Origin of the sequence: Paraburkholderia elongata, from assembly GCF_013177735.1 — a bacterium.
Lineage (GTDB): Bacteria > Pseudomonadota > Gammaproteobacteria > Burkholderiales > Burkholderiaceae > Paraburkholderia > Paraburkholderia elongata.
Genome location: NZ_WOEZ01000204.1, coordinates 20,826 through 46,307 on the forward strand (window position 1 = coordinate 20,826; position 25,482 = coordinate 46,307).

23 protein-coding genes and 1 pseudogene are annotated in these 25,482 nt (G+C 61.1%); 12 read left to right on the forward strand and 12 right to left on the reverse strand.

Features of this window, described 5'->3' with window-relative positions; translation table 11 throughout:
- Positions 1-165 precede the first annotated feature (165 nt).
- Entirely contained in the window at positions 166-669 is a 504-nt protein-coding gene (locus tag GNZ13_RS36550) for an iron chaperone (RefSeq protein WP_172173865.1), read from the forward strand.
- A 178-nt stretch (positions 670-847) separates the two neighbouring features.
- Here the strand turns inward: GNZ13_RS36550 and GNZ13_RS36555 are convergent, their stop codons facing one another.
- Entirely contained in the window at positions 848-1,669 is an 822-nt protein-coding gene (locus GNZ13_RS36555; protein ID WP_172173868.1) for a class I SAM-dependent methyltransferase, read from the reverse strand.
- A 236-nt stretch (positions 1,670-1,905) separates the two neighbouring features.
- A complete protein-coding gene (locus tag GNZ13_RS36560) occupies positions 1,906-2,100 on the reverse strand; it encodes a hypothetical protein (protein ID WP_172173871.1) in 195 nt (64 codons plus the stop codon).
- On the opposite strand from GNZ13_RS36560, the gene GNZ13_RS36565 reads away from it, so the two are divergent.
- The gene (locus GNZ13_RS36565) at positions 2,099-2,719 is read left to right on the forward strand and encodes an isochorismatase family protein (RefSeq protein ID WP_172173874.1); all 621 of its coding nucleotides are present in this window, start codon (positions 2,099-2,101) and stop codon (positions 2,717-2,719) included. The genes GNZ13_RS36560 and GNZ13_RS36565 overlap by 2 nt on opposite strands.
- 117 nt (positions 2,720-2,836) lie before the next feature.
- On the opposite strand, the gene GNZ13_RS36570 is transcribed toward GNZ13_RS36565, so the two are convergent.
- The gene (locus tag GNZ13_RS36570) at positions 2,837-3,400 is read right to left on the reverse strand and encodes a dihydrofolate reductase (RefSeq protein WP_328807352.1); all 564 of its coding nucleotides are present in this window, start codon (positions 3,398-3,400) and stop codon (positions 2,837-2,839) included.
- A 268-nt stretch (positions 3,401-3,668) separates the two neighbouring features.
- Between GNZ13_RS36570 and GNZ13_RS36575 the strand changes: the two genes are divergently transcribed.
- Both GNZ13_RS36575 and GNZ13_RS36580 read left to right on the forward strand, forming a co-directional pair.
- Complete coding sequence (locus GNZ13_RS36575; protein ID WP_172173880.1) at positions 3,669-4,085, forward strand: cupin domain-containing protein; 417 nt, start codon at positions 3,669-3,671, stop codon at positions 4,083-4,085.
- A gap of 320 nt (positions 4,086-4,405) precedes the next feature.
- A complete protein-coding gene (locus GNZ13_RS36580) occupies positions 4,406-6,526 on the forward strand; it encodes a D-(-)-3-hydroxybutyrate oligomer hydrolase (protein WP_172173883.1) in 2,121 nt (706 codons plus the stop codon).
- Positions 6,527-6,643: 117 nt separating this feature from the next.
- Here GNZ13_RS36580 and GNZ13_RS36585 read toward each other — a convergent pair whose 3' ends face one another.
- Positions 6,644-8,344 (reverse strand): sialidase family protein, encoded by a 1,701-nt coding sequence (locus GNZ13_RS36585; protein WP_172173886.1) that lies wholly within the window; start codon positions 8,342-8,344, stop codon positions 6,644-6,646.
- Between the two features lie 576 nt (positions 8,345-8,920).
- Here GNZ13_RS36585 and GNZ13_RS36590 point away from each other — a divergent pair.
- A complete protein-coding gene (locus GNZ13_RS36590) occupies positions 8,921-9,343 on the forward strand; it encodes an ACT domain-containing protein (RefSeq protein ID WP_172173889.1) in 423 nt (140 codons plus the stop codon).
- A 49-nt stretch (positions 9,344-9,392) separates the two neighbouring features.
- Here GNZ13_RS36590 and GNZ13_RS36595 read toward each other — a convergent pair whose 3' ends face one another.
- Positions 9,393-10,046, reverse strand: coding sequence for a response regulator transcription factor (locus tag GNZ13_RS36595; RefSeq protein WP_236002357.1), 654 nt, complete (start codon positions 10,044-10,046; stop codon positions 9,393-9,395).
- 34 nt (positions 10,047-10,080) lie between these two features.
- Positions 10,081-11,019: a S1C family serine protease gene (locus GNZ13_RS36600; RefSeq protein WP_172173892.1), complete on the reverse strand. Its 939-nt coding sequence runs from the start codon at positions 11,017-11,019 to the stop codon at positions 10,081-10,083.
- Between the two features lie 434 nt (positions 11,020-11,453).
- Between GNZ13_RS36600 and GNZ13_RS36605 the strand changes: the two genes are divergently transcribed.
- The 4 genes from GNZ13_RS36605 to GNZ13_RS36620 all read left to right on the forward strand — a co-directional run bounded on the left by GNZ13_RS36605 (position 11,454) and on the right by GNZ13_RS36620 (position 14,232).
- Positions 11,454-11,729 (forward strand): metal/formaldehyde-sensitive transcriptional repressor, encoded by a 276-nt coding sequence (locus tag GNZ13_RS36605; RefSeq protein ID WP_172173895.1) that lies wholly within the window; start codon positions 11,454-11,456, stop codon positions 11,727-11,729.
- An 8-nt stretch (positions 11,730-11,737) separates the two neighbouring features.
- Positions 11,738-13,015 (forward strand): CDF family Co(II)/Ni(II) efflux transporter DmeF, encoded by a 1,278-nt coding sequence (gene dmeF, locus GNZ13_RS36610; protein WP_172173898.1) that lies wholly within the window; start codon positions 11,738-11,740, stop codon positions 13,013-13,015.
- Positions 13,016-13,018: 3 nt separating this feature from the next.
- A complete protein-coding gene (locus GNZ13_RS36615) occupies positions 13,019-13,240 on the forward strand; it encodes a DUF1289 domain-containing protein (protein WP_172173901.1) in 222 nt (73 codons plus the stop codon).
- Between the two features lie 299 nt (positions 13,241-13,539).
- The gene (locus tag GNZ13_RS36620) at positions 13,540-14,232 is read left to right on the forward strand and encodes a ferredoxin reductase domain-containing protein (protein ID WP_172173904.1); all 693 of its coding nucleotides are present in this window, start codon (positions 13,540-13,542) and stop codon (positions 14,230-14,232) included.
- A gap of 30 nt (positions 14,233-14,262) precedes the next feature.
- On the opposite strand, the gene GNZ13_RS36625 is transcribed toward GNZ13_RS36620, so the two are convergent.
- Positions 14,263-14,994, reverse strand: coding sequence for a phosphatase PAP2 family protein (locus GNZ13_RS36625; protein ID WP_172173907.1), 732 nt, complete (start codon positions 14,992-14,994; stop codon positions 14,263-14,265).
- Positions 14,995-15,411: 417 nt separating this feature from the next.
- Positions 15,412-16,434: a pseudouridine-5'-phosphate glycosidase gene (locus GNZ13_RS36630; protein ID WP_328807353.1), complete on the reverse strand. Its 1,023-nt coding sequence runs from the start codon at positions 16,432-16,434 to the stop codon at positions 15,412-15,414.
- A gap of 213 nt (positions 16,435-16,647) precedes the next feature.
- Here GNZ13_RS36630 and GNZ13_RS36635 point away from each other — a divergent pair, with 213 nt between their 5' ends.
- Positions 16,648-19,401, forward strand: coding sequence for an MGH1-like glycoside hydrolase domain-containing protein (locus GNZ13_RS36635; protein WP_172173910.1), 2,754 nt, complete (start codon positions 16,648-16,650; stop codon positions 19,399-19,401).
- A 75-nt stretch (positions 19,402-19,476) separates the two neighbouring features.
- Positions 19,477-20,028: a thioredoxin family protein gene (locus GNZ13_RS36640; RefSeq protein WP_172173913.1), complete on the forward strand. Its 552-nt coding sequence runs from the start codon at positions 19,477-19,479 to the stop codon at positions 20,026-20,028.
- 321 nt (positions 20,029-20,349) lie between these two features.
- On the opposite strand, the gene GNZ13_RS53990 is transcribed toward GNZ13_RS36640, so the two are convergent.
- Positions 20,350-20,715, reverse strand: coding sequence for a cupin domain-containing protein (locus tag GNZ13_RS53990; protein ID WP_328807354.1), 366 nt, complete (start codon positions 20,713-20,715; stop codon positions 20,350-20,352).
- Between GNZ13_RS53990 and GNZ13_RS36650 the strand changes: the two genes are divergently transcribed.
- Complete coding sequence (locus tag GNZ13_RS36650; RefSeq protein ID WP_172173916.1) at positions 20,643-22,103, forward strand: mechanosensitive ion channel domain-containing protein; 1,461 nt, start codon at positions 20,643-20,645, stop codon at positions 22,101-22,103. The genes GNZ13_RS53990 and GNZ13_RS36650 overlap by 73 nt on opposite strands.
- Positions 22,104-22,153: 50 nt before the next feature.
- On the opposite strand, the gene GNZ13_RS36655 is transcribed toward GNZ13_RS36650, so the two are convergent.
- From GNZ13_RS36655 to GNZ13_RS36665, 3 genes and pseudogenes are all read right to left on the reverse strand, one after another.
- Positions 22,154-23,704, reverse strand: coding sequence for an efflux transporter outer membrane subunit (locus GNZ13_RS36655; RefSeq protein ID WP_268959222.1), 1,551 nt, complete (start codon positions 23,702-23,704; stop codon positions 22,154-22,156).
- Positions 23,683-24,810 (reverse strand): HlyD family secretion protein, encoded by a 1,128-nt coding sequence (locus GNZ13_RS36660; protein WP_172173922.1) that lies wholly within the window; start codon positions 24,808-24,810, stop codon positions 23,683-23,685. Before GNZ13_RS36660 ends, GNZ13_RS36655 begins: the two co-directional genes overlap by 22 nt.
- 64 nt (positions 24,811-24,874) lie before the next feature.
- Positions 24,875-25,482: pseudogene (locus GNZ13_RS36665) on the reverse strand (MFS transporter); the annotation flags it as partial.

Consider the following 25,482-nt stretch of genomic DNA (forward strand, 5'->3'; position numbering starts at 1 on the left):
CACTTATCTGTAGCCGTCGCCGCGCCGACTCATTCGGCCTCGCCGGCTCCGGCTGCAATTTAAGTTCACGGTGGTGCGTCTTCATCGAATGGGCGACGGAGCGGTTTGCGGCCAGGTACACACAGCAGTTCGCCGGTGAGATCCCAACCTTGAGACGAAAGCACGATGAATCCTGCGAAGAAAGATCCTGCAAAGAAAGACACGCAGAAGTCCTCCACAAGCACCAACGCGACCGGTAAGAAGTCCAAAGGATTCACGGACAAGGAACGAGCCGCGATGAGGGAACACCTCGAGGAGTTGAAGGAGGAAGCGCGCCCCGGCCGGCGCGCGGACAAGGCAGACGGGGAAAGCGCTGTGCTAGCGAAGATCGCCGCACTACCTCAACCAGATCGTGCGATGGCCGAGCGGCTTCATGCCATCATCAAGGCCAATGCACCAGCCCTCTCGCCGAAAACCTGGTACGGAATGCCTGCGTATGCGAAGGACGGCAATGTTGTCTGCTTCTTCCAAAGTGCGCAGAAGTTCAAGACGAGGTATGCGACGCTCGGTTTCAGCGACAAGGCGAACCTCGACGAAGGCAATATGTGGCCGACAGCCTTCGCGCTGAAGGAACTGACCGCCGACGAAGAGGCGAAGATCGGCGCGCTCGTAAAGAAAGCAGTGAGCTGAGGACCTGGTCGCTAAGGGAAGTCTTTCGATCAATCACAATCGTTGGAAAGGAACGTTATGCGAATCTACATTCAGTTGGTGCAGATGACTGGCAAGCAAGGCTGACACAAATCTTGAGTCCGCCATGCAAGACGATTGGCCGGTCTTGCACCAGGCCTGAGGGTCTTCTTCAGGCACTTCAGGCGTGGGCCACAATGATGTTGGACACCATCTCGCCGATCACCTTTCCGTCCACTATGAGGGGAGTCAATTCGCTTCTCAACCGGCGGAAGAAGGCATCTTGCACGGCTTGTGAAAGGGCGATCACGCCGGGATAAACAGGGGTGGCACTTAAGGAGCGCACGGCCTGTTCCACCCCTTGTTCGAACACCATCGGAAGGCTGCGAGTCAGAATCCGAACGTCGTGGAAGCCCGCCTCCTCGGCGGCCATTTTCAGTTCGGTGGTGCTATTCCAACTGAACGGTGCCGTAATCAGCTCAGCCAATTCGGGCGTCGTCGTCGCGCGCAGCGCAGTGTGGATCGCTACAAACAACGGATTGCGCTCAATCGCTGCCCACACCGCAATGACTGCCCGTCCGCCAGGTTTTAGGACACGTCTCATTTCACGCAGTGCGCTGGGTCGGTCAGGGAAGAATTGCATCCCTTGCTGGCAAAGCACTACATCAAATGCGCCAGTCGGGGCCGAGAGCGGTGCAGCTGGCGACTCGACATACTCAATCGGAGCCGCCCCGGTCAACGAGGGCTTCGCTCTAGCGACGTCCAGCATAGGGCGGGCTATATCCGTGGCAACGATTCGCCCCTTGGGACCGAGCATTGGCGCGGCGAGTCGTGCGACAGTGCCAGGGCCCGTCGCTACATCGATGACGACCTGCGCCTGTACCAGCTTGGCCTCATCGAGCAATAGTCTGGCCCAAGGCTCGAATACGCGTGGGACGAGAAACTCCTCGTAAGCTTGCGGAACCGAGGGACCGGTAAACTGAAATTTCGATGCATCTGTCATGTGTGTTTACCCGGTAGTCTGGCTCGAAGTGCTCGCTTCGATTCGTATGCGCTATGTGCACGCTGCGGCGCTGACTGCAAAAAATGCTATGACAATCCTTCGCGATTGGCAACGCTATCGATTGCACCGCATGTGCACACGGTAGCGAGAGGGCGCTTTCGGACGGCGAGTTCTTGAGTTCCGCCGGCTGATCGTTCCATTCCGTGGACATTGTTCCCATTTGCCAGATTGATCTTCTATCGTCCCAATTGTAGATTTAGTTCCAAGCCGATACGCGATCCGTCAATGCGCCGCTGATAGGAGCGATAGATGAACCATCGCCCGTTTCCGAACCAGTCCAACGCCGCAGTCGCGATGGCCGCGCTCGGTGCCGGTGCCGCCGCCACCGCGGCAATAACCACGTCGTAGCCCACCAAGGAGACCTTTGCCATGAACTCGCCCCATCTCTACGAACGCCTCACTCGCGACAACGCCGTCCTGCTGCTGGTCGACCATCAGGTTGGCCTTTACACCGGCGTGCGCGACATCGAAACACTGGAGCTCAAGCACAACGTCGTCGGCCTGGCCAAGGCGGCGCTGGCGCTGAAGGTGCCGGTCATCGTCACCACGACGACCGAAAAGATGTGGGGTCCGTTGATCCCGGAACTCGCGGAAGCGCTCCACGGCGTTGAGCGCATCGAGCGCACCACCGTCAACAGTTGGGACGAACGCCGTGTCGTCGATGCGGTCAAGGCGACCGGGCGCAAGAAGCTGATTGTCACCGGCATCTCGACCGACGTTTGCCTCGCCTTCCCGGCGATCTCGGCAATTGCCGACGGCTACAACAGCTACGCAGTGATCGATGCCTCCGGGGGCTTCAGCAGGACTCAGGTTGAGATGGGCGTCTTGCGCATGCAGCAGGCCGGGGTGATCCCCGTCGGTTACTCGAACGTCGCTATCGAGATTCTGGCCGACAACGCCGCACCGGAAGCCGACGCCGTCTACGCCGCGCTCGGCATGCCCTTCGGCGGCCTCGTGTACGGCCTGAGGCAGTACTTCTCGCACGGCTGAGCCGGCGTCAACCGCACGCGGGAAAGGATAGCTCTGCTCGCCAGGAGCGCGACTCTGCCAAGGTAGTCAGTTACGGATACTGTCGCGTCAGCTCTGAAAATGTGTGACAACTACCTCTCAACGCAGCTTGTCGCCGTGACCGGCGATGCGGCGATAGGTAAAAAATGTATAACGAGTAGAACCATTGACGTCGACCTTTTCTGTGCAATGGAAGTCGGAGGGCAGATCCGGAAACGTCGTGTCGCCCGCCGGCTCCACATCGATTTCTGTGAGGTAGACCGTATCCGCGTACGGCAAAAACAGGCGGTAAATCTGTTCGCCGCCCGCGATAAAGATCTCTTCACGCGAATCGTTCGCGATGGTTTCGATCGCGTCATGGAGCGTACTGCACGTCGACACCCGTTCGGCGGCGACAGCATGCTTGCCAATTACAAGCACGTCCCGATTTGGCAACGGTCTACCTATCGACTCGTATGTGCGTCGTCCCATCACGACCAGGTGCCCCTCAGTCAATTGACGAAAGCGCTGCTGCTCTCCGGGCACTTGCCATGGGATGTCGTTAGCCGCACCGATCACCCGATTCTTGGCCATCGCAGCCACCATTGAAATTCGCTTTCCGCTCATCGGCCGACCGCGACCTATCCTGAAAGCGGTCGCTCGGCCTCTACGGGGGTATGACATTGCACTGAGCAGGAGTAATGGCACAAAAAGGGGCTTCGGATAACCAAGCTAACCGCCTTCAAGTGCTCGCCAAATGATTCATGCCTACTCTGACATTGAGTAGCATGCCGCGCGAAGCGCTGAGCACAAGCTTCCTATCCGCTGTCCTGCAGACCGTTCGGCGTAGAATTTCACGTCGGGGAATCCGGGCTTCGATATGCTTCGTCAAGCGTTGAATCGAAGCGAGCGCAAGAAGCAGCACCTTCTCGGGATTTCCGGAGGAGCACACATGCAGGACGATTCAAATGATGGGGAAGCGACCTTGGTCACGGTGCACCCCGATCGGGAAATCTCAACGAGCCAGCGCTTGCCCTACTTCGTGGGCATTTCTGCAATCTCCGCAGGCGCCAAAAGCTTGTCAATGTACCTCGTCGTCGTCCCGCCAGGTGGACACGCCGAACCTCACGTGCACTGCGGCTATGAGACAGGAATCTACGTGCTGGAGGGGCGTGTCGAGACTCGATACGGGCCCGGACTGCGCCAGTCGGTCGTAACCGAAGCAGGTGACTTTCTGTTTATTCCACCCGGCGTGCCGCACCAGCCATTTAACTTGAGTGCGACGACACCCGCGAGAGCAATCGTCGCACGCAACCAGCCCGACGAACACGAGCAGGTTTTACCGTACGATCCGTCCAATGAAGTGTAAGAGCGGCGGCTACGGCCTTGAAGCGCCGGCTAGGCGAAAGGCGTATTTGCACCCTCAACGTCCGCTTTCTGCCGGAGCGACTGTCTCTTTCGGGATCGACTCCGAGCATCGCGTTCCGCTCCGTGGACGAAACCGTTCGCGAAGTACATGAAGTAATCCGGCACGAGTGACAGCCACGCCGGCCGCCTACAGGCGTGCAAAACTTCATTGTATCTGCGGTCCTGATGTCCTAAGGTCTTGTGACGCCGTGATTCAAGGCTGCACAAGGACTTTCGCAGTGCGCGGCGCATCGAAATCCAACAGCACACAAGGAGACATCGATGAGAGACATGCGAATCGCAACCTGGAATAAAGTAGTGCTGCTCAGCGCCGCGATCGTGAGCGCAGTACTCGTCCCCGTTGCACGGGCCGACGATCACGACGGCGGCCGCCCAGGCCCGAATGGCCTGCCGTGGTTTGTCGTGGCAGACAGCCTCAGGACCACCATCTATGACGGCGTCAGCGACGACCTGCTAACCGCCGGTCTCGGCAAAACCGGACTCGCAGGCCCAGCGCCCGCTATCGCCAATGCGGTGAGCCCGACCGCAGCCGAATTGCGGCGGCTCGCAATCTGGGCAAATTACCGCGCGCTCGTCGACATGACGGCGAACGGCGGGTACGGTCGCTTCTGGGGGCCCAATGTCGACCTATCCGGCAACGACACCCTTGGCGAAGGCAAAATCCCCGGCACGGAATACCTTGCCTATGCCGACGACGGCAGCGATCGGCGCAACGTCAGCCTCCTCGTTCAGGTACCGGCGACCTTTGATGCGGCGAACCCGTGCATCGTCACGGCCACGTCATCGGGCTCGCGCGGGGTCTATGGCGCAATTTCGGCGGCGGGCGAGTGGGGGCTCAAGCGCGGTTGCGCGGTCGCCTATACGGACAAGGGCACCGGCAACGGGGCACACGAGCTGATGACCGGTCTCGTCACACTGATCGACGGCCGCCTCGCGGACGCCGCCACGGCCGGACACAGCAGTCTTTTCACCGCCAACGTGCCTGGGAGCACGCTGTCGGCCCACAACCAGAAGTTCCCGAACCGCTATGCGTTCAAGCACGCGCATTCCCAGCAGAACCCTGAAGAGGACTGGGGCAAGGACACGCTCGAGGCTGTGCAGTTTGCATATTGGGCCTTGAACCGGCAGTTCGCATTGCCTGCCGGCTCATCGAAACACGGAGTGCGCTACGGCCCAGGCGATATCACGACGATCGCGGCGTCCGTGAGCAACGGCGGCGGTGCGTCGCTCGCGGCCGCCGAGCAGGATACGAAGGGGTGGATTACGGCGGTGGTGGTTGGCGAACCACAGGTCAACGTCCGCATGCCAGATAGTGCGCGAGTGAACGAGGGTGGCCAGCGCATCACGGCGGCCGGCAAGCCGCTGGCGGATTACACGACGCTTGCCAACCTGCTCCAGCCGTGCGCTGCCCTCGCGGAGGCGGCCACCGGCGCGCCGTATCTCACGGCGCTGCCCGTCGCGACGACGACGGCGATCCGCCAGGCCCGCTGCACGTCGCTCGCCGCGGCCGGATACGTGCACGGTAGCGACACGCAAACGCAGGCGAATGACGCGCTTGCGCAACTGCACGAGGCTGGCTATGAAGCCGATTCCGACCTCCTGCACGCACCGATGTGGGACTCGCAGGCCGTGCCGGCCGTCGCAGTGACGTACGCCAACGCGTACACGAAGTCGAGCGTAATCGACAACCTGTGCGGTTTCAGTTTCGGCACGACGAACCCGGCATCGGGCGCTGCTGGTGTTACACCTGCTGTCTCGCCGATGTTGACTTTGTTCGGACTGGGCAACGGTGTGCCGCCGACCAACGGCATCAATCTCGTCTATAACGTCTCGCCACAAGGGGGAGCCGATCATCGGCTCGCCACACCCGATGCAAGCTTCGCGGGTGCGGCATGCGTGCGCGCGTTGTGGACAGGGAGAGACCCGCGCATGAGGGCTAGCGTCGAGGCAATCCGCGTGAATGCGAACCTTCATGGAAAGCCCGCGATCATCGTTCAGGGCCGCAGCGACGCACTTGTGCCGATCAATCATGCTTCACGTGCGTATCTTGCGGCGAATAGCGTGAGGGAAGGCTCGCGCAGCCATCTGTCGATCTACGAGGTGACGAACGGACAGCATTTCGACGCGTTCCTCGGCGTGCCGGGATTCGATACACGCTTCATGCCGGTCCATTACTACAACATCCAGGCGCTCAATCTGATGTGGAGCCACTTGAAGAACGGCACGCCGCTCCCGCCGTCGCAGGTGATCCGCACATTGCCGCGCGGCGGCAGCCCGGGCGCTGCACCGGCGTTAAGCGTGGCGAACCTCCCGGCCATTGTGGCGAACCCTGGTAGCAATGCGATCGGGGTGAGCCATGGGGTGGTGAACGTACCGCACTGAAGGCGCGCGGTCATTGAATCGGCTGATTGGCATTCAAATGCGGTCGGATCTTTTGTAATAAAGGAAAGGCGCGTCCCGGAGGATCGGGCGGCGACCTCCAGTCGCCGCCCGTTGTGCTTACGGCAACGAGATCTGGCGGGTGTATTCGGCCGTAACGTTGGGAGCCGTGGCTATGCCGAATAGCGGGTACACGGTCTTGAGTCCGCTAGCAGCCAGGCCCATGTAATCGCCGAGGAAATGGCCACGTGCCACCGGAGCGTTCAGTATGTTGAACGAGGCTGTGGTCAGTCGCTGCTCATTGCCCCAGTTGCCAGGGCTCGTGCACCCGGTAGTGCAGAAGACCGCGAAATAGTCGGTGCCCTCGCCGCCGGCGGGTGTGTTCGTGTCGTTACGAAAGTCGTAGTAGGTCACCACGACGGTCTTGCCGTCCCCCGACGCGACCACCGCCGGGATGAAAGCCTGCTGTCGGCACGCGTTCGTGGCATTGGCCGGGGTCTTGTTGATCATCACCGGCATTGACCAGGTTTTCCCGAAGTCATCCGACTCGCTGAAAGCGATCCCGTCGATCGGGATTGTTCCAGTGGGCGTAGTGCACATGGCCGTCACAAAGCGATCGTCCTGCCAGGCGAGATAGATCGCCCCCGTGACCGGGTTCACAGCGACACTGTAGAGAATGGCCGCGTCGCGTAACGGCTGGCCGGTGTCCGGAGAGACTACTCCGACCACCTGAATGTCGCTGGCGAATGCGGGCCCCAACCAGCTCCCGCCCTTATTCGCGGACTTGATATAGCCGATGTTGAGACTCCCCGGCTTCATGACATTGACCGCGGTGAAGAAATCGAGCAGGGTTCCATCGGGCAAGACCCGCACGATGTTGTCGATCGTCTGTTTGTTCGTGCCCGGCTGGTAGATCGGGGTGGCCGTGCTCCAGGTCACGCCGTTGTCGAGGGATCGCGAGAAAAAGCTTGGGCCGGTAAAGTTGAACTTGAAGAACGGCGCACCGCCCTTGCACGGCGGCTTCGTGAAGGGCTCACACACCGAAGATGCGCCCGCAGTCGAATTAAGCAATTTGCGCGCGATTTCGACACCATCGTTTTCCGCGAGCAACTGGGCGCCATCCTTGGTTGACGGGAAAACGCTCAGCTGGTCCCACACCGCATAGACGTTACCGTTCGCGGTCGGATCGGCAGTGAGCGAGTTCTTGTCATTGAGCACGTGCGGCGAAGTGTTACGGATCAGCGTAACCGGAGCTTGCCACGTTGTGCCGTGGTCGACGGAGCGGCTGACCAGCATCCCGCTATTGCGTGCGCCAAACGCAGTCGTCGGCTGCATGGGGTCCACCACCAGCGACATGAAGAAGGCCGTTCCGTCTTGCGCAAAGTCTACCCATGGATCGGAGGCGCGACGGAACTTGCCCCCCGTGCAGTCGGTAACGCCGGACGGGATCGAATTGGTCCAGCTGCCGCCCCCATCCGTGGAGACGACGCCGACGAGTCCGCGCGAGCCACCGTCGTCCCAGCGGTCCTGCTGGTGGCCGACGAGCAGGCGAGCCGTGCTGATGTTGGTCGTGGTCGGATCGGCCGCCAACCATGGCTCGATCGACGTGGATGGAAAAAGGATGCTCCCGAATGCGGACTCCTGCGCGTGCACCTGGTCGGCAGTGCATCCGATGAATGGATCGCCCGCGGCCACCTGGACGAGCGAACCAAGCGTTTGCGCCTGGGCGCCTGGGCCGATCGCGCAAGCGAGCGCGATGACGCCGCTGCCTGCGAGACTCTGGGAAACAAAACGGGATAGGCGTCTGGAAATGGATTTCATTCTTGTTCCTCGCGAAAAGAATAAAACGCCTTGGTACAACCGGCCGTACATCACCGGCACCATGACTCTCGCACTGTGATCGGTCGATCCATGTGCGAAAACGACTGGCCCCACCATAAAACCACCAATCGGTGGCGCCCGCCGAGAGATACGTCTACAGAAACACACTAGGTCGCGGCAGCCGCATTTGTGTGAACAATTCGTTACGGATGCCGGTTCATCACGCGGCATCCGCCCCTCCATTACCGTGGTATAGGGCTTGCAGGAGTGCGACCAGACCATGTATGCGCTTGCAGAAACACGGTGCCCACGCAAGGGCAATGCCGCTCAATATGAAGGATTCCTTTATATGTGGATCAACAGGCATGTCGGCCACGCTCTCAGACGCGTGGCCGTTCTTGCGTTAACGGGTAGTTTCCTGGGCGCACAGTGCTGGCGTTGCATAGCATGAAACCCGGCAGTGCCGGCTCGGGGATTCCGGGCATTCCCGTGTGTCGTTTACGCTGCCGGCCTTGCTCGCGTGTCGTTAATGAAGTAGATTTTTATTGGGAGATGCATCAGGCGGGAGGGACTGTCATGGAACTGAGCGTAGAACGCGTCGATGTTTGGGCCGCTACCATCGAGGACAAACCGGGTGGGCTTGCGCAAGTATTAAGCGCTTTGCGGGATGCTGGCATAGACTTGCAGTTCGTCATCGCACGTCGCACGCCGGAAGCATCGGGCAAGGGGGTCGTGTTTGTCGCACCGCTGCAAGGGGAGAGGGAGATCCATGCCGCGACACAAGTGGGGTTCACCGTCACCCCGAGCCTTCACTCCGTCCGTGTAATGGGTCTGGACCAGCTGGGGATCATCGCGCAATTGACCCAGATGTTGGCAGAAGGGGGGATCAACCTCCGCGGCGTTTCCGCCGCTGTACTTGGCACACAGTTCATTGCTTATCTCGCGGTCGATTCGTTGGACGATGCCGAAAAGGCGATGGACATTCTACAGAGGGCCTGAAGAGCCCATGCCGGCCATCGACGAGCCGCATCGACGTTGCGTCGAGCCGCTACACCATGATGAATCCGTGCCGCATGCCCAGCATCACCGCTTCGGTGCGGCTTGTTGCGCCCAGCTTGCCGAAAATGGAAGAGAGGTGGAATTTCACGGTGTTGTCGGAGATGGTGAGTTGGCGCGCGATCTCCTTGTTGCCGAGCCCTTCGGCGAGCATCGCCAGCACTTCGATCTCGCGTGGGGTCAAGGCTTCGACGTGCACTGCGGACGCCATCGGGCGAGGCGGCTTCCGCCCGGTCAGCAGCCTCGCGAGGATCTCCGGCGGCAGCACGCAAAGACCCGCGGCCGCAGCTTCGATCGCGGCGACGATTTCGCCTGGCGTCGCGTCTCGCGACAGGATCGCCATGACGTTGCCTGGCAACGCCTCTTGGATCCAGTCGCTGTCCGCCTCGTCGGTCAACAGGACGAGCACCGGCAGCGCTTGATCTGCGTCGAATCTGGACCTGAGCGCGTCGCTCGCCTCCGGGTCCAGGTCGATTACGATCACGTCCGGCAACGAACCGGCAAAGCAGTCGGCGAGCGTTTCACCATCGGTTGCGCTGCCCACGAACCCGAGTGCCGGAGTCGCGTCGACAAGCGCTTGCAGGCGCGCGCGCACCTGCGGCGCATCGGCGATAACGGCGACCCGGACCGGGCTCATCGGTGCCATCTGTCCACCCGACGCTTGACCGGTTGCCTTAACCTCACCGGCACGAATTCCGTTGTGGGCGTTCGCCGAGGATGACGGCACACTCTTGACGCTCCCCACCGCGAATCAGCGCGATTTTCAACGGCTGTCCGATGCGCTCGGCGCCGAGCGCGGCGTGCAGGTCGTCGATGTCCCGGCACGGCTCGCCATCCAGTTCGATCAGCACGTCGCCGATGAGCACGCCTGCCTTTTCTGCAGGACCGTTCGCCGCGAGCGAAACGATCAGCAAGCCGCGATCGGACGACAGGGTCATTTTCTTCATCCATGCCTCCGACAGATTCACTGGCTGCGTGCCAACGCCGAGGTAGCCGCGCGAGACATGTCCTTTGGTCAGCAGTTCGTCGGTGATGCGCGCCACGGTCGCCGCGGGAATCAGGATGCCGGCGCCACGTGCGAGTGCCGATGTGCAGATGCCCATGACCTGTCCGCGCATATCCGCGAGGGCCGCGCCCGAGAAACCCGGACGCAGGCCGCCGTCGAGCCGCACGAACGCATCCAGCTGTCCGCCCCGCCATGTGCGCCAAGGACCGCCGACGGCGCCGACCACGCCGAAATCCGCACTGGCGCCGAGCCCATCAGCCCGCGCAACCGCGAGCACCAGATGGCCTGCCTTGAGCGAGCCGGCATCGCCGGACTCGACCGGGTCGAGGTCCACGCCGTCCAGTTTGAGCACGGCGAGGTCGGTGCCCGTGTCCTGCCCCGCGAGAACCGCGGCAACGGTCCGGTTATCGGCCAGCGTGACGTTGATCCCGTCTTCGTGTCTGAGCGTATGCGCCGCCGTGACGACGACGCCATGCCGCCAGATTACGCCACTTGAAGGAATGCGATGCCGACCGTGCACCGCGACGACGCTCTGTCCCACGCGCTCGACGATGCCCGCCAGGCTGTCGGAAAGGTCCTGCAATGGATTTCCGCTGGATGTTGACGTTTCCATGTGATTTCTCCTGCCAGTTGGAACGCGATCTGCTCGTGTCTCGCGCTCCTATGCGCGCGATGCTTCGCCAGCAAGGTGCCGGCGAGTGCATTCAGAATGACAGGACGACAGCGGACGCACACCACCCGAACGGGTAGTCGGCTGGATGCCGTACGCATGAGCAAGACGCTTGCCCGAAGGAAACACAGCGCAACGACTTGAACGTCAGTTTGTGCCATGCCTCAACCGTACCCCGTACCCAACCACTTATCGTGGATTCGTTCGCACGTGCTGTTTTCGCGCAAAAAATTATCTCCGCGAAGGCTACTCCCCGAAAGAAGCAGCAGAGTCGAACGTAATCGGCATCTTTCAATATGCTTTCCGTTTCGGTGAATTTGATATACCCCTCCACCCTATCTGACATATACTCCCCCACGGTATATCGGAGGTCATCAATGAGCCACACCATTCGCGAGAAACAAAAACTGCTCAACCGCGTCCGGCGCATCAAGGGGCAGGTCGAAGCCATCGAGCGAGCGCTCGAGGATGAGCGTGGGTGCATCGACGTTCTGCAGCAGATAACCAGCTGCCGCGGCGCGATGAACGGCCTGCTGGCCGTGGTGCTGGAGGACCATATCCGCACCCATCTCGTCGATGCGGAAACTCACGAAGAGCAGGCTGGCAGTGCGACCGACCAGCTCATCGAAGTCGTTCACAGCTATTTCAAGTAGAGTCAAAAATGAGTGATTTCAAAGACGCCGCGTTCGGCGCAGGACATGACCACATCTTTCTGGGCGCCGGTCATGAAAAGAATGAGCGCAAGACGTGGGCCGTGATTGCGCTGTGCAGCGCGATGATGCTGGTTGAAATCGTCGGCGGCAGCATGTTCGGCTCGCTTGCACTTGTCGCCGACGGCTTGCATATGTCGACGCACGCAGGGGCAATGCTGATTGCGGCTCTCGCCTATACGTATGCGCGCAAACACGCCTCTGATTCGCGCTTCGTGTTTGGTACTGGCAAACTGGGTGACCTCGCGGGATTCACGAGTGCTATCGTGCTCGCAATGATTGCGGTGCTGATTGGCTACGAGGCGGTCTCGCGCTTTCTGTCGCCGGTGCCGATTCATTTCGGCGAAGCGATTCCCATTGCCGTGGTCGGCCTGCTGGTCAATCTGGCGAGCGTGTGGCTGCTGAGCGGCGGCGACCACGGACACAGCCATGGTCATAGTCACGGCCACGGTCATGGTCACGACGACCATGCTCACGAAGACGAAGTGCAAAAGATTTTCGCCCCGTCAGGCGTGTTTGCGGTGTCTATCTTCGAAGATGGGGTGCCACCCGTTTTCCGGATTACGCCGGCGACGGAGGGTTCACGACTTGACGCGTCTGCGGTGTCCGTTACGACGGTGCGACCCGATGGGACACAACAGGTATTCGCGCTGGCGGACCGTGGCGGCTATCTGGAATCGAAGGAAGACATTCCTGAGCCGCACGCCTTCAAGGCCATCGTGCGGATGCCGGACGGCGAGCATGAGGTGGAATTCGAAGAGCACGAGCACGGCCACGACGCTCATGATGCAGCGACCCGGGACCACAACATCCGGTCGGCCTACATCCACGTCATGGCTGATGCGGCGGTCTCAGTGCTGGCAATCATTGGCCTTGTACTTGCGCGCGCGTTCGGTTGGCTCTGGATGGACCCGCTCGCGGGCGTCGTCGGCGCACTGGTGATTGCAAACTGGTCGTACGGGTTGATGCGTGACACCGGTGCAATCCTGCTCGACATGAATCCGGACCGGCGCATGGCGGAGAACGTTCGCCACGCTATCGAGGATCGTGGCGACAAGGTGGTCGACCTGCATGTATGGCGGGTGGGTCCTGGCCACATGAGCGCGGTCGTATCTGTCGCGACCAGCGAGTCACAGCGGGATTCACGTTTCTATCACGCAGTGCTCGAGCGCTTCAAGGGACTCTCGCATGTCACGGTCGAGGTCCAGCCTGCTCAAGCGCTGGCGTGATCCATGGCAGTCAAGTCACCGTGCATCGATGTGTGCGCCTTCGATGGCAAGACCAAACTGTGCGTTGGATGTTTTCGTACCCTCGATGAAATTCGAGGGTGGAAGAAGATGACCGACCATCGGCGCCATCAGGTGATTAACGACCGGGCAAGGCGGCAGGCCAAGCTGCAGCGGGAATCCCCGGAGTTGCCTCTGGGCGCTGCAGCTTTGAATGATTCAATCTAGGGAGCATCCCCATTCGCCGCGAGCTTCCGGTCTTGCATGAACGGAAGCGTTACTAACCACGAGCTTTCGCCAGGTCGACCAGCGGGACCACTTGCGGCACCCAGCCAACGGCCACCCTTTATCAGCGTAGTTATATACGTGGTATTCGCGTTGAACGCCTTGCTGGTGGATTTCTTCCGCCCTAACCTGAATCTGACATTCAGCCGCCCTTCCAACAGTTTCCTGGATTGGCCATCTCATGCAATCCAAGCACCGACGAACTCCCGATTCAGGAAGACGAAGGTCCTATTGGAGTAGACATGCACGACAACCTTCTCTCAGTCGTCGTTACACGGAAATGGCAACTTGCCGAGAGTTACCATGCCGTTGAACTTCAAACCAGGTCCAGATCGGAGCTTCCGTCGTTTGACGATGGATCTTGCGTCACACTTGTTCTCGACAACGTCATCTGCAAGGAGAGAATATATCCCCTGTGCTGTTTTACGTCTCGGCCGGGTGCATATGTAATCGCTGTGAGACAAGATGATGGCGACACGGACACAAAAACAGCAGACATCTCGTTGAGTCAAGGAGACGAGGCGTTTATCGTGACGCCTCGGAGTCCTACAGTTATTTTAGACGGTCGCACGCAATCGATACTTTTTGCCGGAGGTGTTGGCGCTGCATCGATCGCGGGAATCGCGAAACGGCTTGCCTTGGCAGGTCAAAAATTCGAGCTGCACAACTTCGCTCGATCACCTGAACGTGCGGTCTTTCGGGAAGAACTTGACGCGCTTAAAAGCGAAGGTAGGGTCTATCACCATTTTGGCCTGGATGCTGACCGATTGGAGCAGGCAACTTCTCACGCGATGAGCCCAGCACATGCGAACACTCAGATCTACTGCAGTGGTCCCCCCGCATTTATGGATCTCATCGAGCGCCAGGCTCGCGACTGGGTGTATCCGGCTAATATCCACAAAATTCTCTTGGGCGCCAGAAAGAGGGGGCGATGAGCGCCGCCCCCTCCACACCTTGCCGACCAGCTACAACGCGTGGGACATCCCATGTATCAGGCCATGCGCCAACACGCGCAGCTCATCGAACTGCGTCGCCAACTCGAAACTAAGCAAGAACGCGGCGCCATAAAACACCCCGGGATAGCGCTGCGCGAACGCCAGTATCGGTGCGGCGATGCGCGTGCGTATCGCCCTGGCGTTCATCACGCATGTGATGCCGATGCCGAGCGCCGAACCGGCCAGCACGTCCGTCGGGTAGTGCAAGCCGAGATAGATGCGGGGCAGGCCGATCAGCACCACGGCGTGGAATAGCGCGTAGATCCCCACGGGCCGCGAGGCGAGGAAAATGCCCATAGCGATCGCGCACCAGAGCATGGAGTGATCGCTCGGAAACGCACTCCACGTTCGCAGCACCGGCTCCTCCACGTTGGCCTCCGGATAGAACGCACGCAACGCCGGTTCATACATCGGCCGCAGGCGAAACGGCAGGTTGTGCGCAAGCAGGCGGCCGGCCGCCAGCGCGATAAGGCCGCTCGCGATGGCGATCACGACGAGTTCGCGATTGTGTCGCCGGACGGCCTCGCCGTCAGGACCTTCCGCACCTTCGGGTCTGAACCAGACCCACCACAGCAGTGCAACCAACACCACGCCCTTGGACAAGTACGCGCTCACGATCGCTTCGACTATATGGGTGAAGCCTTGAGAGTGAATGGGCACGTTACTTATGGACGCGATGAGCCAGGTATCGATGACGTTCATTTGTCTCTGCTCCCTTATGTGCGGCAATCGACATAATTTCTTTGTTGGCCGCAGCCGTTGTCACGACGCCGTATCGCAAGCATCGTTGTTGCCCGGCTACGCGGTGAAGCGCTCGATGGCCGGTAACGACTATCATCGTATTGACATGAACACGCGGTATGTGCGCTGGCGCGTAGTGTCCCAGGAAATTGTCGGATGCGATGCTCAAGCTTCTTCCGGAAGCGTTTCATTCGTTTCACGCCAATCGCCCGTTCGGGGTTGCCAACAACCGCTGTTATGGCCGTCGCCACAGCCACCAGCACCGTTGTTTCCCGCCTTCGGGTTAACGTTGATTGGTATTCAAATACCGGGTTGTCTCACTGGTGCAGCCATCGTCCGCTCACGGCCAGCGCACCGGCTGCCGGCCGCAATGGTCGTTCAACCGCCTTCCATGTCGCGATTGGAATCGGCTGCTCGTCGGCTATCGCCTCCAGGAAAGCGTCTTGTGCACGCAATATCGGCGCCCGCCCCGCGTCCGGCGTGTGCCAACGCCAGCGCCAGCCTTGCCCCCACCTCGGCATTGTGTTTCACGAGCGCGATGTTTGTCGTCAGGCTGCGTCCACTCGTCAGTGCCTTGATGCGAGCCAGCAGGAAGGGTGTCACGGCCTTACCGGTGATTCCCTTAGCCGCGGCCTCGGCAAGCGCCTGTTGAGTCAGCGCGTCGATCTCTTCGAACCTCATCGCCGCCGCTTCCGGCACCGGCGTGCTTAACACCACGCCGCCCACGAGGCCCAAGTCCCACTTGGTGCGGATGAAGCGTGCCTGCTGCGCCGCGTCGTCCAGCCTGAAGTCCGCGCGAAAACCGCTGTCGCGCGTATAAAACGCAGCGAAATTGTCTTGCTCGCAACTGAGCACCGGCACGCCGTGCGTTTCCAGGTATTCCAACGTGAGCCCGATGTCCAGGATGGACTTCGCGCCGGCACAGACCACCGCCACCGAGGTCTTCGCCAGTTCCTGCAGGTCAGCCGAAATGTCAAAGGTTTCCGGCGCGCCCCGGTGCACGCCGCCAATGCCTCCGGTCACGAAGACTTCGATGCCGGCCAGGGCGGCACATATCATCGTGCCAGCCACTGTCGTCGCGCCAAGCCCGCCGCCGGCCAGCACTGCCGGCAAGTCGCGGCGGCTGACCTTGTGTACCTGGTCCGAGCGGCCGAGCAATTCCAGCTCGTCGTCCGAAAGGCCGATGCGGATTCGCCCGCCGATCAGTGCGATAGTCGCGGGCTCGGCTCCAAGGTCACGGATCAAGGCCTCCACTTCGCGCGCAGTGCGAACGTTCTCTGGATAGGGCATACCGTGAGCGATGATGGTCGATTCCAGCGCCACGAGCGGGCGGCCGGCGGCCCGTGCCGCGGCCACAGGTGCGCTGCAGGTCAACCACGAGTGTGCAAGGTCCGCAATCATGTCGATGTTTTCGGCGATGTGATTCGCTTAAGTATGCAACACAAGGCAAGTCCACGGCTCGCGCGCTGCAGCGCGATGGCGCTTATCATTAAGATGCCGTCGAGAGGATGTTGAGCGCCTGATGTGCATCGCGCACACGGCGCTCGTGATGGAAAAGGAACGACATTCACGCACTGAACGCGTTGGATGGTCGATGTCGGGTCGGGAGGTTCCATGCCACCGCTACGCGCAATCAATCTGCTCCAGTCGAACGAAGGTGCCCGTCTCCATGGTCCGGAACTCGACCGCTGGCGCCGCTGGGGGCCTTATCTGAGCGAGCGGCAATGGGGCACAGTACGCGAAGACTACAGCGAATACGGCACCGCATGGGACTACTTTCCGCACGATCATGCGCGCAGCCGCATGTACCGCTGGGGCGAGGACGGCATTGCCGGGTTCGGCAACGACCCGCTCGACTGGTGCGTCTCGCTCGCGCTCTGGAACGGGCACGATCCGATCATCAAGGAACGGCTCTTCGGGTTGACGAATGAAGAAGGCAATCACGGCGAGGACGTGAAGGAGCTCTACTTCTATCTCGACGGCACACCGACGCATTCGTACATGAAGATGCTGTACAAGTATCCTCACGACGCGTACCCATACCAGGATCTGATCGACGAAAACCTGCGGCGCGGCGCCGAACAGCCCGAATATGAAATCCTCGATACGGGCGTGTTCGACGATAACCGCTACTTCGACGTCTGCGTCGAGTATGCGAAGCACACACCCGACGATATCGTGATGCGCGTTAGCGTCGAAAACCGCGCGGATCAGCGCGCGGCGCTTCATGTGTTGCCGCAATTCTGGGCGCGCAACAGATGGGCGTGGTCGAGCAAGCCCGGAAAGCCGTCGCTCACGCTGGAGTCGAATACAGAGGAAGGCGTGTGCGTGGTTGCACACAATCCCTCGCTCGGAACGATGGTCGTGACGGCGTCGGCGCAACAGCAGATCGAGTGGCTCTTCTGCGAAAACGAAACGAATGTGCGCCGCATTTTCGGCAACGATGGAGTGGGGCCGTTCAAGGACGGCTTCAATGACTACCTCGTTGACGGCGACGAGCAGGCAATCCGGCGCGACAGGGGCACCAGGGCCGCTGCGCATGTGTACCTGCAGTTCGCGCCTCATGAGCGCTCGGTGCTGTATCTGCGCTGGCGTCCAGAATCGTCTCCGGCTGCGGCTCCGGATGCCGTGCCTCTCGACATGAAAGAACTCTTCGCGCGTCGGCAAGCCGAAGCCGACGAATTCTATGCGGCGCTTCAGCACGACATCCCCGACGCCGATGCGCGGCTCGTGCAGCGTCAGGCGCTCGCCGGCATGCTGTGGTCGAAGCAGTACTACCAGTTCGACGTGACGCGCTGGCACGACGGTGACCCCGGCCAACCGAAGCCGCCAAGAGCGCGGAGGCACGGCCGCAACGCGGACTGGCGGCATATGTGCAATGGCGACATCGTGTCGATGCCCGACAAGTGGGAGTACCCATGGTACGCGTCGTGGGACCTCGCATTTCATGCGGTCGCGTTCGCCATGATCGATCCCGACTTCGCGAAGAAGCAATTGCTGCTGCTCGTGAAGGAGCGCTACATGCATCCGAACGGGCAATTGCCCGCCTACGAGTGGGCGTTCGGCGATGCGAATCCGCCCGTTCATGCGTGGGCAACATGGCGTGTGTATGAACTCGACCGCGAAGTGACGGGCGTTGGCGATCACGAGTTTCTTGAAGTCATGTTCCACAAGCTGCTGCTCAACTTCTCGTGGTGGGTCAACCGCAAGGATGCCGATGACCGCAACATCTTTCAGGGCGGCTTTCTTGGACTCGACAACGTGGGCATCTTCGACCGGTCTTCGCCGCTGCCGACCGGCGGCCGCATCGATCAGGCCGATGGCACTGCATGGATGGCCTCGTACGCGCTCGACCTGATGCAGATCGGCCTCGAACTGGCGATGACGAACAGCGCGTACGTCGAAATCGCAGTGAAGTTCTTCGAGCACTTTCTGTATATCGCGGAAGCGGTCAGTTGCAGCGAAGGCTGCAGCACGGGGTTATGGGACGGACACGACGAATTCTTCTACGACGTGCTGCACCTTCCGGACGGTACCCGTGTGCCGATGTGCATTCGTTCGATCGTCGGGCTGATTCCACTCTTCGCCGTTCACGTGCTCGAGGAGCGGGTGTACGGCCATCTGCCGGGATTGCGCGAACGGCTGGCGTGGTTTCTCGATCATCGGCCGAATCTGGCAAAGCTGGTGTCGCGCTGGACCGAACCCGGCAAGGGCAACACCACGCTGCTGTCGTTGTTGCGCGGACACCGGATGACAGCGCTGCTGCGCCGCGCGCTCGATGAAAACGAGTTTCTCTCGGAGCACGGCGTGCGGGCGCTGTCCCGTGTGCATCGCGATGCACCGTACGTCTTCGACCGTGACGGCGTGAGCTTGCGCATTCAATACCAGCCAGCCGAATCGGACTCGCGCGTGTTCGGCGGCAATTCGAACTGGCGCGGGCCGGTCTGGATACCGGTCAACTACCTGCTGATTGAATCGCTGTATGAGTTCCATCGCTACTATGGCGATGAGTTTCGCGTCGAATATCCGACGGGATCGGGCAACAATTTTTCGCTGAGCGAGATTGCCGACGACCTTGCACGGCGCGTCACCACGCTTTTTCTCAAAGATGCGCAAGGCGTGCGGCCCGTGATGGCGGCTTATCCGATGCTGCAAGCCGACCCACGTTCGCAGGATCTCTTACTGTTCCATGAGTACTTTCACGGCGACAATGGACGCGGCGTCGGCGCTTCGCATCAGACCGGCTGGAGCGGGCTTGTCGCACTGCTGCTCCAGCCACGCATGATGAAGCTGTCCCATGTTGCGCCTGATGTTGCGCCGGTGGCTGCGGCAGTGGCCGAAGACATCGCGCCGGCCATGGCTCGGTAGCGTTTCGGCTGCTGGAAGGCTATTGGCGCGCAAAGCATGATGAATTGTTCGACCCCGTGATTCAAGGAGCAATCGATGGCTACCGAATCTCCCGCAGGCGAACTCGGCCTTGCCGCGCCCGCGTTTTCGCTGCCCGCAACTGACGGGCGAACCTATACGCTTGACGACGTGCGCGGCAAGAAGGGGCTCGTCGTGATCTTCATGTGCAACCATTGTCCGTACGTGCAGGCTGCATTACCGCGGATCGTGCGCGAAGCGCGCGAATTGGCGGCACTGGGTATCGGCACCGTGGGGATCAACTCGAACGACGCCAGCGCCTATCCGGAGGATTCGTTCAAACGCATGGTGGCGCTCGCGGCCGAGCGGCAGTTGCCTTTCCCGTATCTGCATGACGAGACGCAGCAGGTTGCGCGGGCGTACGGCGCGGTGTGCACGCCGGAGTTCTACGGCTTCGACGCCAACTTGCTGTTGCGCTACCGCGGCAGGCTGGATGCGTCACGCAAGGATCCGGTTCCCGACGCGCGCCGGGAACTGTTCGAGGCGATGCAGCAGATCGCGCAAACCGGCGCCGGCCCCGAAATGCAGTATCCGGCGCTCGGATGCTCGATCAAGTGGATGAGTACGTGAGGCGGCGAGCTATCGCGTGGGGCGCCTGTGCCTTGGCTGGGCAGCCGGACTTCCGGTGGCGCAATGTCCGGGGAGTCGACGACTGCGGTACCGCTGTCGCCGCGCGCGACTGCATCGCCTGCGCGCCAGTCGAATAGCATGGCTCCCCGTGGTAGAGCGACGCGAAGATCTCCTCGATAGGCAAAAGCGGTGCGCGTTGAGCGCCAGCCAGTCGACCCAGTGCAGACTCAGCGTACGCGGCTTTCAAGGTAGAACGGCCACCCGGTTTGCTGGTGCCGTTGACAACTCGTCGGCCGTCGCTGCCGTTGGCTCATCAACACGTCAGCGGCCGGTATAGGACGCTAAGCTGACGAAAGTCGAGCGATTGTGGTGAAGTTGTGGGCGGATCCACGCGGGGTAAAACATCCATTCTCCTAGCTGCAGGTCTCGGGCTAGCCCATCGACCGAGTACCGGAGTATGCCCTCCAGCACATACACGCACTCCTTATTTCGAGTGTGGCTATGTGGCGGTGGAACTTCCGGTTCACGCGCTTCAATAACCGTAGAATACAAGACCAGTGACGCCGGTATAGCCCGTGCATCACTGGTGCTGCGTCTCCATTGGGAATCGTCTCGTGAAAGATCCGCTCGTTTCTGGACTGGTATTAGTGGCGTTGGACGTTGCACTCTGGCGCCTGATGTTGCCACGCGACGATACCCTTCGCCTGCTGCTCAGATTAGTGATCTTTGGCCTGCTGACCGCGCTGCTGTTCGGCTCCGGCCTGAGCCCCCTCGCCACAGCGCCATGGCCAGAGTCTCCGCCGCGCCATCTCGCCGCCCAGTTCCTCGGCATTGTTTGGTGGCTCAACGGTGCGCGACTACTCACACTGACACTGGATTTACTCTTCCGGCGACGCGACTGGCACCGGGAGCGGCTGTTCCAGGACGTGCTGGGCGCGGTCGTATTTCTCGCCGCCATCGTCGCATCGCTTGCGTTCGTACTCGGCCTGCCAGTAACCGGACTTGTCGCGACATCGGGTGCCCTGGCGATCGTACTCGGTATGGCGATACAGAGCACGCTTAGTGATGTGTTCGCCGGCATCGTGCTGAACACGACCGAACCCTATCACATTGGAAACTGGATTTCGGTCGACGGCGTCGAAGGCAAGGTTCTCGAAATGAACTGGCGGGCAACGCATCTGCTCACTTCCCAAGGCAACATCGTCATTGTCCCCAATAGCGTCGCGGCAAAAGCGAAAATCACCAATAACAGCCGGCCGTCGTCCCTGCACGGCGTTTCCATTTCGCTCGAGATATCCCCTGAGGAGCGGCCAGCCAACGTCCTGGGTGCACTCGAGCGCGCGATAGCGGGAATCAGTACGGTGATGAAAGATCCTCCACCTTACGCACTCGTCAAGAAGGCTTCGAGCAATTCAATCGAATACCAGGTCACTGCGTATATCGATGACATGTCCAGGAAGACCTCCGTCAATAACGCGCTCTATGATCTGTGTCACCGCCATCTCGCCGCTGCCGGAATTGAACTCCATCCTTTAAGCGTGCCAGCGCCGCCAAAGCGGGACATTGTCAGCAGCCGGCAGCGGCTTCTGTCACAAGTCGAACTGTTCAGCACCTTGCAAGGGGAAGAACTCGATGCTCTCTCAATGCGGTTGTCCCGTCACGAATACGAGGCCGACCAGACCGTGATCGGGTCCGAGGCCGTTACGGACTACCTGATGATCGTCGAATCCGGCGTTCTTTCCGTTGCCATCGACGGGCCCGCCGGTCTGGTCGAATCCACCCGTTTAGGGCCGGGCGACGCAATCGGCGAGGCGGGCGTACTGGCAGGCCTGCCTGTCCAGGCGCAAATTACGACTGTGACGCGGACCGTCATTTATCGTCTGGACAAGATGGACCTGACGCCCTTCTTGAAGCGCCGGCCGGAAATCGGCCAGCAAATGTGCCGCCTTCTATCCGAACGACAGGACTCCCTGCACAAGCTCAACCCTGCGCCCGACGCGTTAAAGGATACAGAGCGAACTGTGTTCGACTGGTTGCGTGAAGGCATGCGCAAGTTGCACGAGCTGACGACGTAGCGTGACGTCATTCCGTTACGGTGCGAAACTTGCTGCCCGACCGGTTTATGTCATTGGAAGTTCTGGCCGACGTTATTGATGTTGTGCTCAAACATTCGCAGGCTGTCGCTTGCGTGCCAGCCGCCGCCCAGCGCCTTATAGAGTGCGACGAGCGAAAGCGCCGTATCACGCTCGCTCTGCGCCAATTTGTCGTCGGCGGCGTACAGCGAGCGTTCGGCATCGAGCACGGAGAGGAAGTCATTGAGGCCTTGCTTGTAGAGCCGCGTCGCGATGGTCACGGCTTCCCGGTCGGCAGTGACCTCGGCCGCAAGCCTCTCATGCCGTACCTTGGACTGCGCATAAGACACGAGCGCAGTCTCGACATCCCTCAGGGCACCGAGAACTATCCGCTGGTACGCTGCCGCGGCTTGATCGGTCCGCGCTTCTTCAGCGTGCATTTCGAAGCGAACCTTGCCGGCATCGAAGATCAGCCAGTTGATGCTCGGGCCGATCGAGAAATAGCGGCTCGGCGCGGTTAGAAAAGTCGACGCGTTCAGGCTCTCCAGACCCGCAACCCCGGTCAGCGAGAAGTGCGGATAGAGATCGGCTTGAGCGACGCCAATGCGGGCGTTCGCGGCGGCAATCCGGCGTTCGGCCGCGCGGATATCCGGCCGGCGGCGCAGCAGGTCGGACGGCAGTCCCACCGGCACGTCCGCGACCGGCGCTGGAATCGCTTGCGGGGTATCCAGTTGCGCGAGCAGTTGCTCCGGTGGATGACCGATCAGCGCACCGATTCGATAAATGGACGCGCGTTCATTCGCCTCGAATGTCGGAATGGCGGCTTCGGTATCCGAGACTTGCGCTTGCGCACGCAGCACATCGAGACGCGAGGCCAGCCCCGCATCGAATTGCGAGCGGGTCAGCGAAAGCGAGTCCTGCTGGATCGACAGATTGCTGCGTGCCACGGCGAGTTGCCGCTGCACGCCGCGCAATTCGATGTAGTTGCGCGCAATCTCCGCGAGCAACGTCAACTCGACATCCCCGCGGTCCGCCACGATCGCCTGATACGACGCGTCAGCGGCCTCGACGCCGCGCCGCTTGCCGCCGAACACGTCGATCTCCCACGATGCGTCGAACCCGGCCTGCCATAGATTGCCGTTGGCACCCGGGCCGAGACCGCCGGGCGGTACGCCGACCGGCACGTTGGCGCTGCCATGGGTCCGGTCGTATTGGGCACCTGCGTCGGCACTCGGGTATTGATCTGCTCCAGCGATACCGCGCAAGGCTCGCGCTTCGCGTATGCGGGCTTCGGCGACAGCCAGGTCGGGCGCGGAATGCAGCGCGTCTGCGATAAGTGAGTCGAGAGTCGCGTCACCAAAACCTTTCCACCAGGCGTCATCCGACGTCTGCGGTTGTTTCGCCGCGCTGGATGTCGAGCTGATAGGTTCCGTGTAGCTCGCCGGCATCACTGGCTTCGGCGGCACATAGTCGGGCCCCACGGTGCAACCCGCAAGGAGTCCAGACCATACCGCGACGCTAGCGGCGATGGCGGTGACACGCCGTCGGCGGCTATGACGAAGGCTTGGCGGCCAAGCTGCCGCTAGTTCCGAAAGCCGAGCCATGCCGGGCGCTCCCTCACGAAGATTTCCGTTTCGACGGACATGCCCGGCGAGATCAATTTAAGGGCTTCTCCAGGATTGTCGAGCTCGATTTTCACCGGCACCCGTTGCACCACCTTCACGAAATTGCCCGTTGCGTTCTCCGGCGGCAGGAGCGCAAAGTGCGAACCGGTCCCGCGCTGGATACTGTCGACGTGACCGCGCAGCCGCAGGTCCGGAAACGCGTCGACGAGGACCGTGACCTGCTGGCCCGGTCGGACGTGGGTCAACTGCGTTTCCTTGTAGTTGGCGATCACGTAGAGCTTGTCCGGAACGACCGACAACAACGTCTGCCCGGGCTGCACAAAGTTGCCCTGCTCGACGCTCTTGTTCGCGACACTGCCGGACTCGGTCGCGTAGATTTTGGTGTACGACAGGTTGAGCGTCGCCTGCTCGAGCATCGCGTGCGCCTGGGCGACTGCGGCCTCTGCCGTTTTGACCTGGGAGCGCGTGAGCTTCGCCTGCGCTTGTAATGCGTCGACCTTGACCTGGGCCGCGGTAACGGAGGCGCGTGTACCATCGGCGGCCGCCTTCGCCTCATCGACCCGCTCCGACGACACGGCCCGCACATCGGCGACGGATTGCAGCCGCGCAAGATTGACGACGGCAAGCTTCGCATTGGCTTTGGAAACGTCGAGTTCCGCCTGCTGCTGGCCGATATTGGCGTCGGCCACCGCAACCTGATTGCGCGCTTCTTCCAGCTTGCCGACGGCCGCCGCGACATTGGCACGCGCGACATCCACCTGAACGGCATAGTCGCGCGGGTCGAGTTCGACGAGGAGATCGCCGGCCGTCACCTTGCTATTGTCGTTCACATGAAGCGTCTGCACGTAAGCCGGCACCTTGGGGATGACCGAGACGAGATGCGCGTCGATGTAGGCGTCGTCCGTCTGCTTCTCGTACAGGTCCGGCACCAGGAAATACGCGGCGATCGTCAACAGGACAATCAGCGCGAGAATGCCCAGGATCAACCACCGCCGATCGCCTGGCTGCGGTGGCGGGGGCGCCGCAGGAGCCATGACGGGCGGCGGCGTGGTGGCCGGTTTTTGAACCGGTGGTACTTCGCTCATCGCTGCCTCCGGCCGCGCGGATGGATCGAGGTGGGAACAGTCATCGTTTTCACGGCCGCGCTCCTTATTTTTTGACCACCGGGGTCGGCGGGATGATGGGAACGAGGCACAGCGCGACCACGCCGACCACTGCCATGAAGGCGAACGCGTCCGCGTTGCTCAGCGTGGCAGCCTGGCGCGCGCCTGCTTCGGCGAGAATTTTCAACGCGGCGCGCTGGCCCTCGATAGGGGTATAACCGCCGCGCGCGACTAGTGTGGCACTCACCGACGCGAGCCAGTCTTGCGTGACCGGATTGTTGTGCCTAAGGTGCTCGAACAGACGCGATGAATGAAGCGTCTCGCGATGCCCGATGAGAATGGTCAGCAGCGCGACGCCAAGCGAAGCGCCGAACTGCCGGAAGGTCATGTACAGCGAGACGCCGTCGAGCAGCTTGTTCTGCTCGATCCTGGCCACCGTGCCGCTGCCCACCGCCGGCAACAACGGGGACAGGCAGCAGGCGTAAAGGATCAGCGGAGCGACATAGTAGTAGCCCGGCGTGTCCGTCGTCAGCAGGCGATTGAACAGGACCATCGACGCGATCAGCATGAGGAGCGCGATCACGATCGTCTTGCGCTGGCCGATCCGCGCGATGAGGCCGACCATGAACGGCCGGATGGCGGCTGCGGTCAACG

What these genes read in the sequence shown, in the direction of transcription:
- GNZ13_RS36635 (WP_172173910.1), top strand. Translation starts at nt 16,648, where the DNA reads ATGCCACCGCTACGCGCAATCAATCTGCTCCAGTCGAACGAAGGTGCC.
- GNZ13_RS36640 (WP_172173913.1), top strand. Translation starts at nt 19,477, where the DNA reads ATGGCTACCGAATCTCCCGCAGGCGAACTCGGCCTTGCCGCGCCCGCG.
- GNZ13_RS36570 (WP_328807352.1), bottom strand. Translation starts at nt 3,400, where the DNA reads ATGTCATACCCCCGTAGAGGCCGAGCGACCGCTTTCAGGATAGGTCGC.
- GNZ13_RS36580 (WP_172173883.1), top strand. Translation starts at nt 4,406, where the DNA reads ATGAGAGACATGCGAATCGCAACCTGGAATAAAGTAGTGCTGCTCAGC.
- GNZ13_RS36655 (WP_268959222.1), bottom strand. Translation starts at nt 23,704, where the DNA reads ATGGCTCGGCTTTCGGAACTAGCGGCAGCTTGGCCGCCAAGCCTTCGT.
- GNZ13_RS36620 (WP_172173904.1), top strand. Translation starts at nt 13,540, where the DNA reads ATGCACGACAACCTTCTCTCAGTCGTCGTTACACGGAAATGGCAACTT.
- GNZ13_RS36590 (WP_172173889.1), top strand. Translation starts at nt 8,921, where the DNA reads ATGGAACTGAGCGTAGAACGCGTCGATGTTTGGGCCGCTACCATCGAG.
- GNZ13_RS36575 (WP_172173880.1), top strand. Translation starts at nt 3,669, where the DNA reads ATGCAGGACGATTCAAATGATGGGGAAGCGACCTTGGTCACGGTGCAC.
- GNZ13_RS36560 (WP_172173871.1), bottom strand. Translation starts at nt 2,100, where the DNA reads ATGGCAAAGGTCTCCTTGGTGGGCTACGACGTGGTTATTGCCGCGGTG.
- GNZ13_RS36550 (WP_172173865.1), top strand. Translation starts at nt 166, where the DNA reads ATGAATCCTGCGAAGAAAGATCCTGCAAAGAAAGACACGCAGAAGTCC.
- GNZ13_RS36630 (WP_328807353.1), bottom strand. Translation starts at nt 16,434, where the DNA reads ATGATTGCGGACCTTGCACACTCGTGGTTGACCTGCAGCGCACCTGTG.
- GNZ13_RS36555 (WP_172173868.1), bottom strand. Translation starts at nt 1,669, where the DNA reads ATGACAGATGCATCGAAATTTCAGTTTACCGGTCCCTCGGTTCCGCAA.
- dmeF (WP_172173898.1), top strand. Translation starts at nt 11,738, where the DNA reads ATGAGTGATTTCAAAGACGCCGCGTTCGGCGCAGGACATGACCACATC.
- GNZ13_RS36605 (WP_172173895.1), top strand. Translation starts at nt 11,454, where the DNA reads ATGAGCCACACCATTCGCGAGAAACAAAAACTGCTCAACCGCGTCCGG.
- GNZ13_RS36615 (WP_172173901.1), top strand. Translation starts at nt 13,019, where the DNA reads ATGGCAGTCAAGTCACCGTGCATCGATGTGTGCGCCTTCGATGGCAAG.
- GNZ13_RS36625 (WP_172173907.1), bottom strand. Translation starts at nt 14,994, where the DNA reads ATGAACGTCATCGATACCTGGCTCATCGCGTCCATAAGTAACGTGCCC.
- GNZ13_RS36600 (WP_172173892.1), bottom strand. Translation starts at nt 11,019, where the DNA reads ATGGAAACGTCAACATCCAGCGGAAATCCATTGCAGGACCTTTCCGAC.
- GNZ13_RS36585 (WP_172173886.1), bottom strand. Translation starts at nt 8,344, where the DNA reads ATGAAATCCATTTCCAGACGCCTATCCCGTTTTGTTTCCCAGAGTCTC.
- GNZ13_RS36595 (WP_236002357.1), bottom strand. Translation starts at nt 10,046, where the DNA reads ATGGCACCGATGAGCCCGGTCCGGGTCGCCGTTATCGCCGATGCGCCG.
- GNZ13_RS36565 (WP_172173874.1), top strand. Translation starts at nt 2,099, where the DNA reads ATGAACTCGCCCCATCTCTACGAACGCCTCACTCGCGACAACGCCGTC.
- GNZ13_RS36660 (WP_172173922.1), bottom strand. Translation starts at nt 24,810, where the DNA reads ATGAGCGAAGTACCACCGGTTCAAAAACCGGCCACCACGCCGCCGCCC.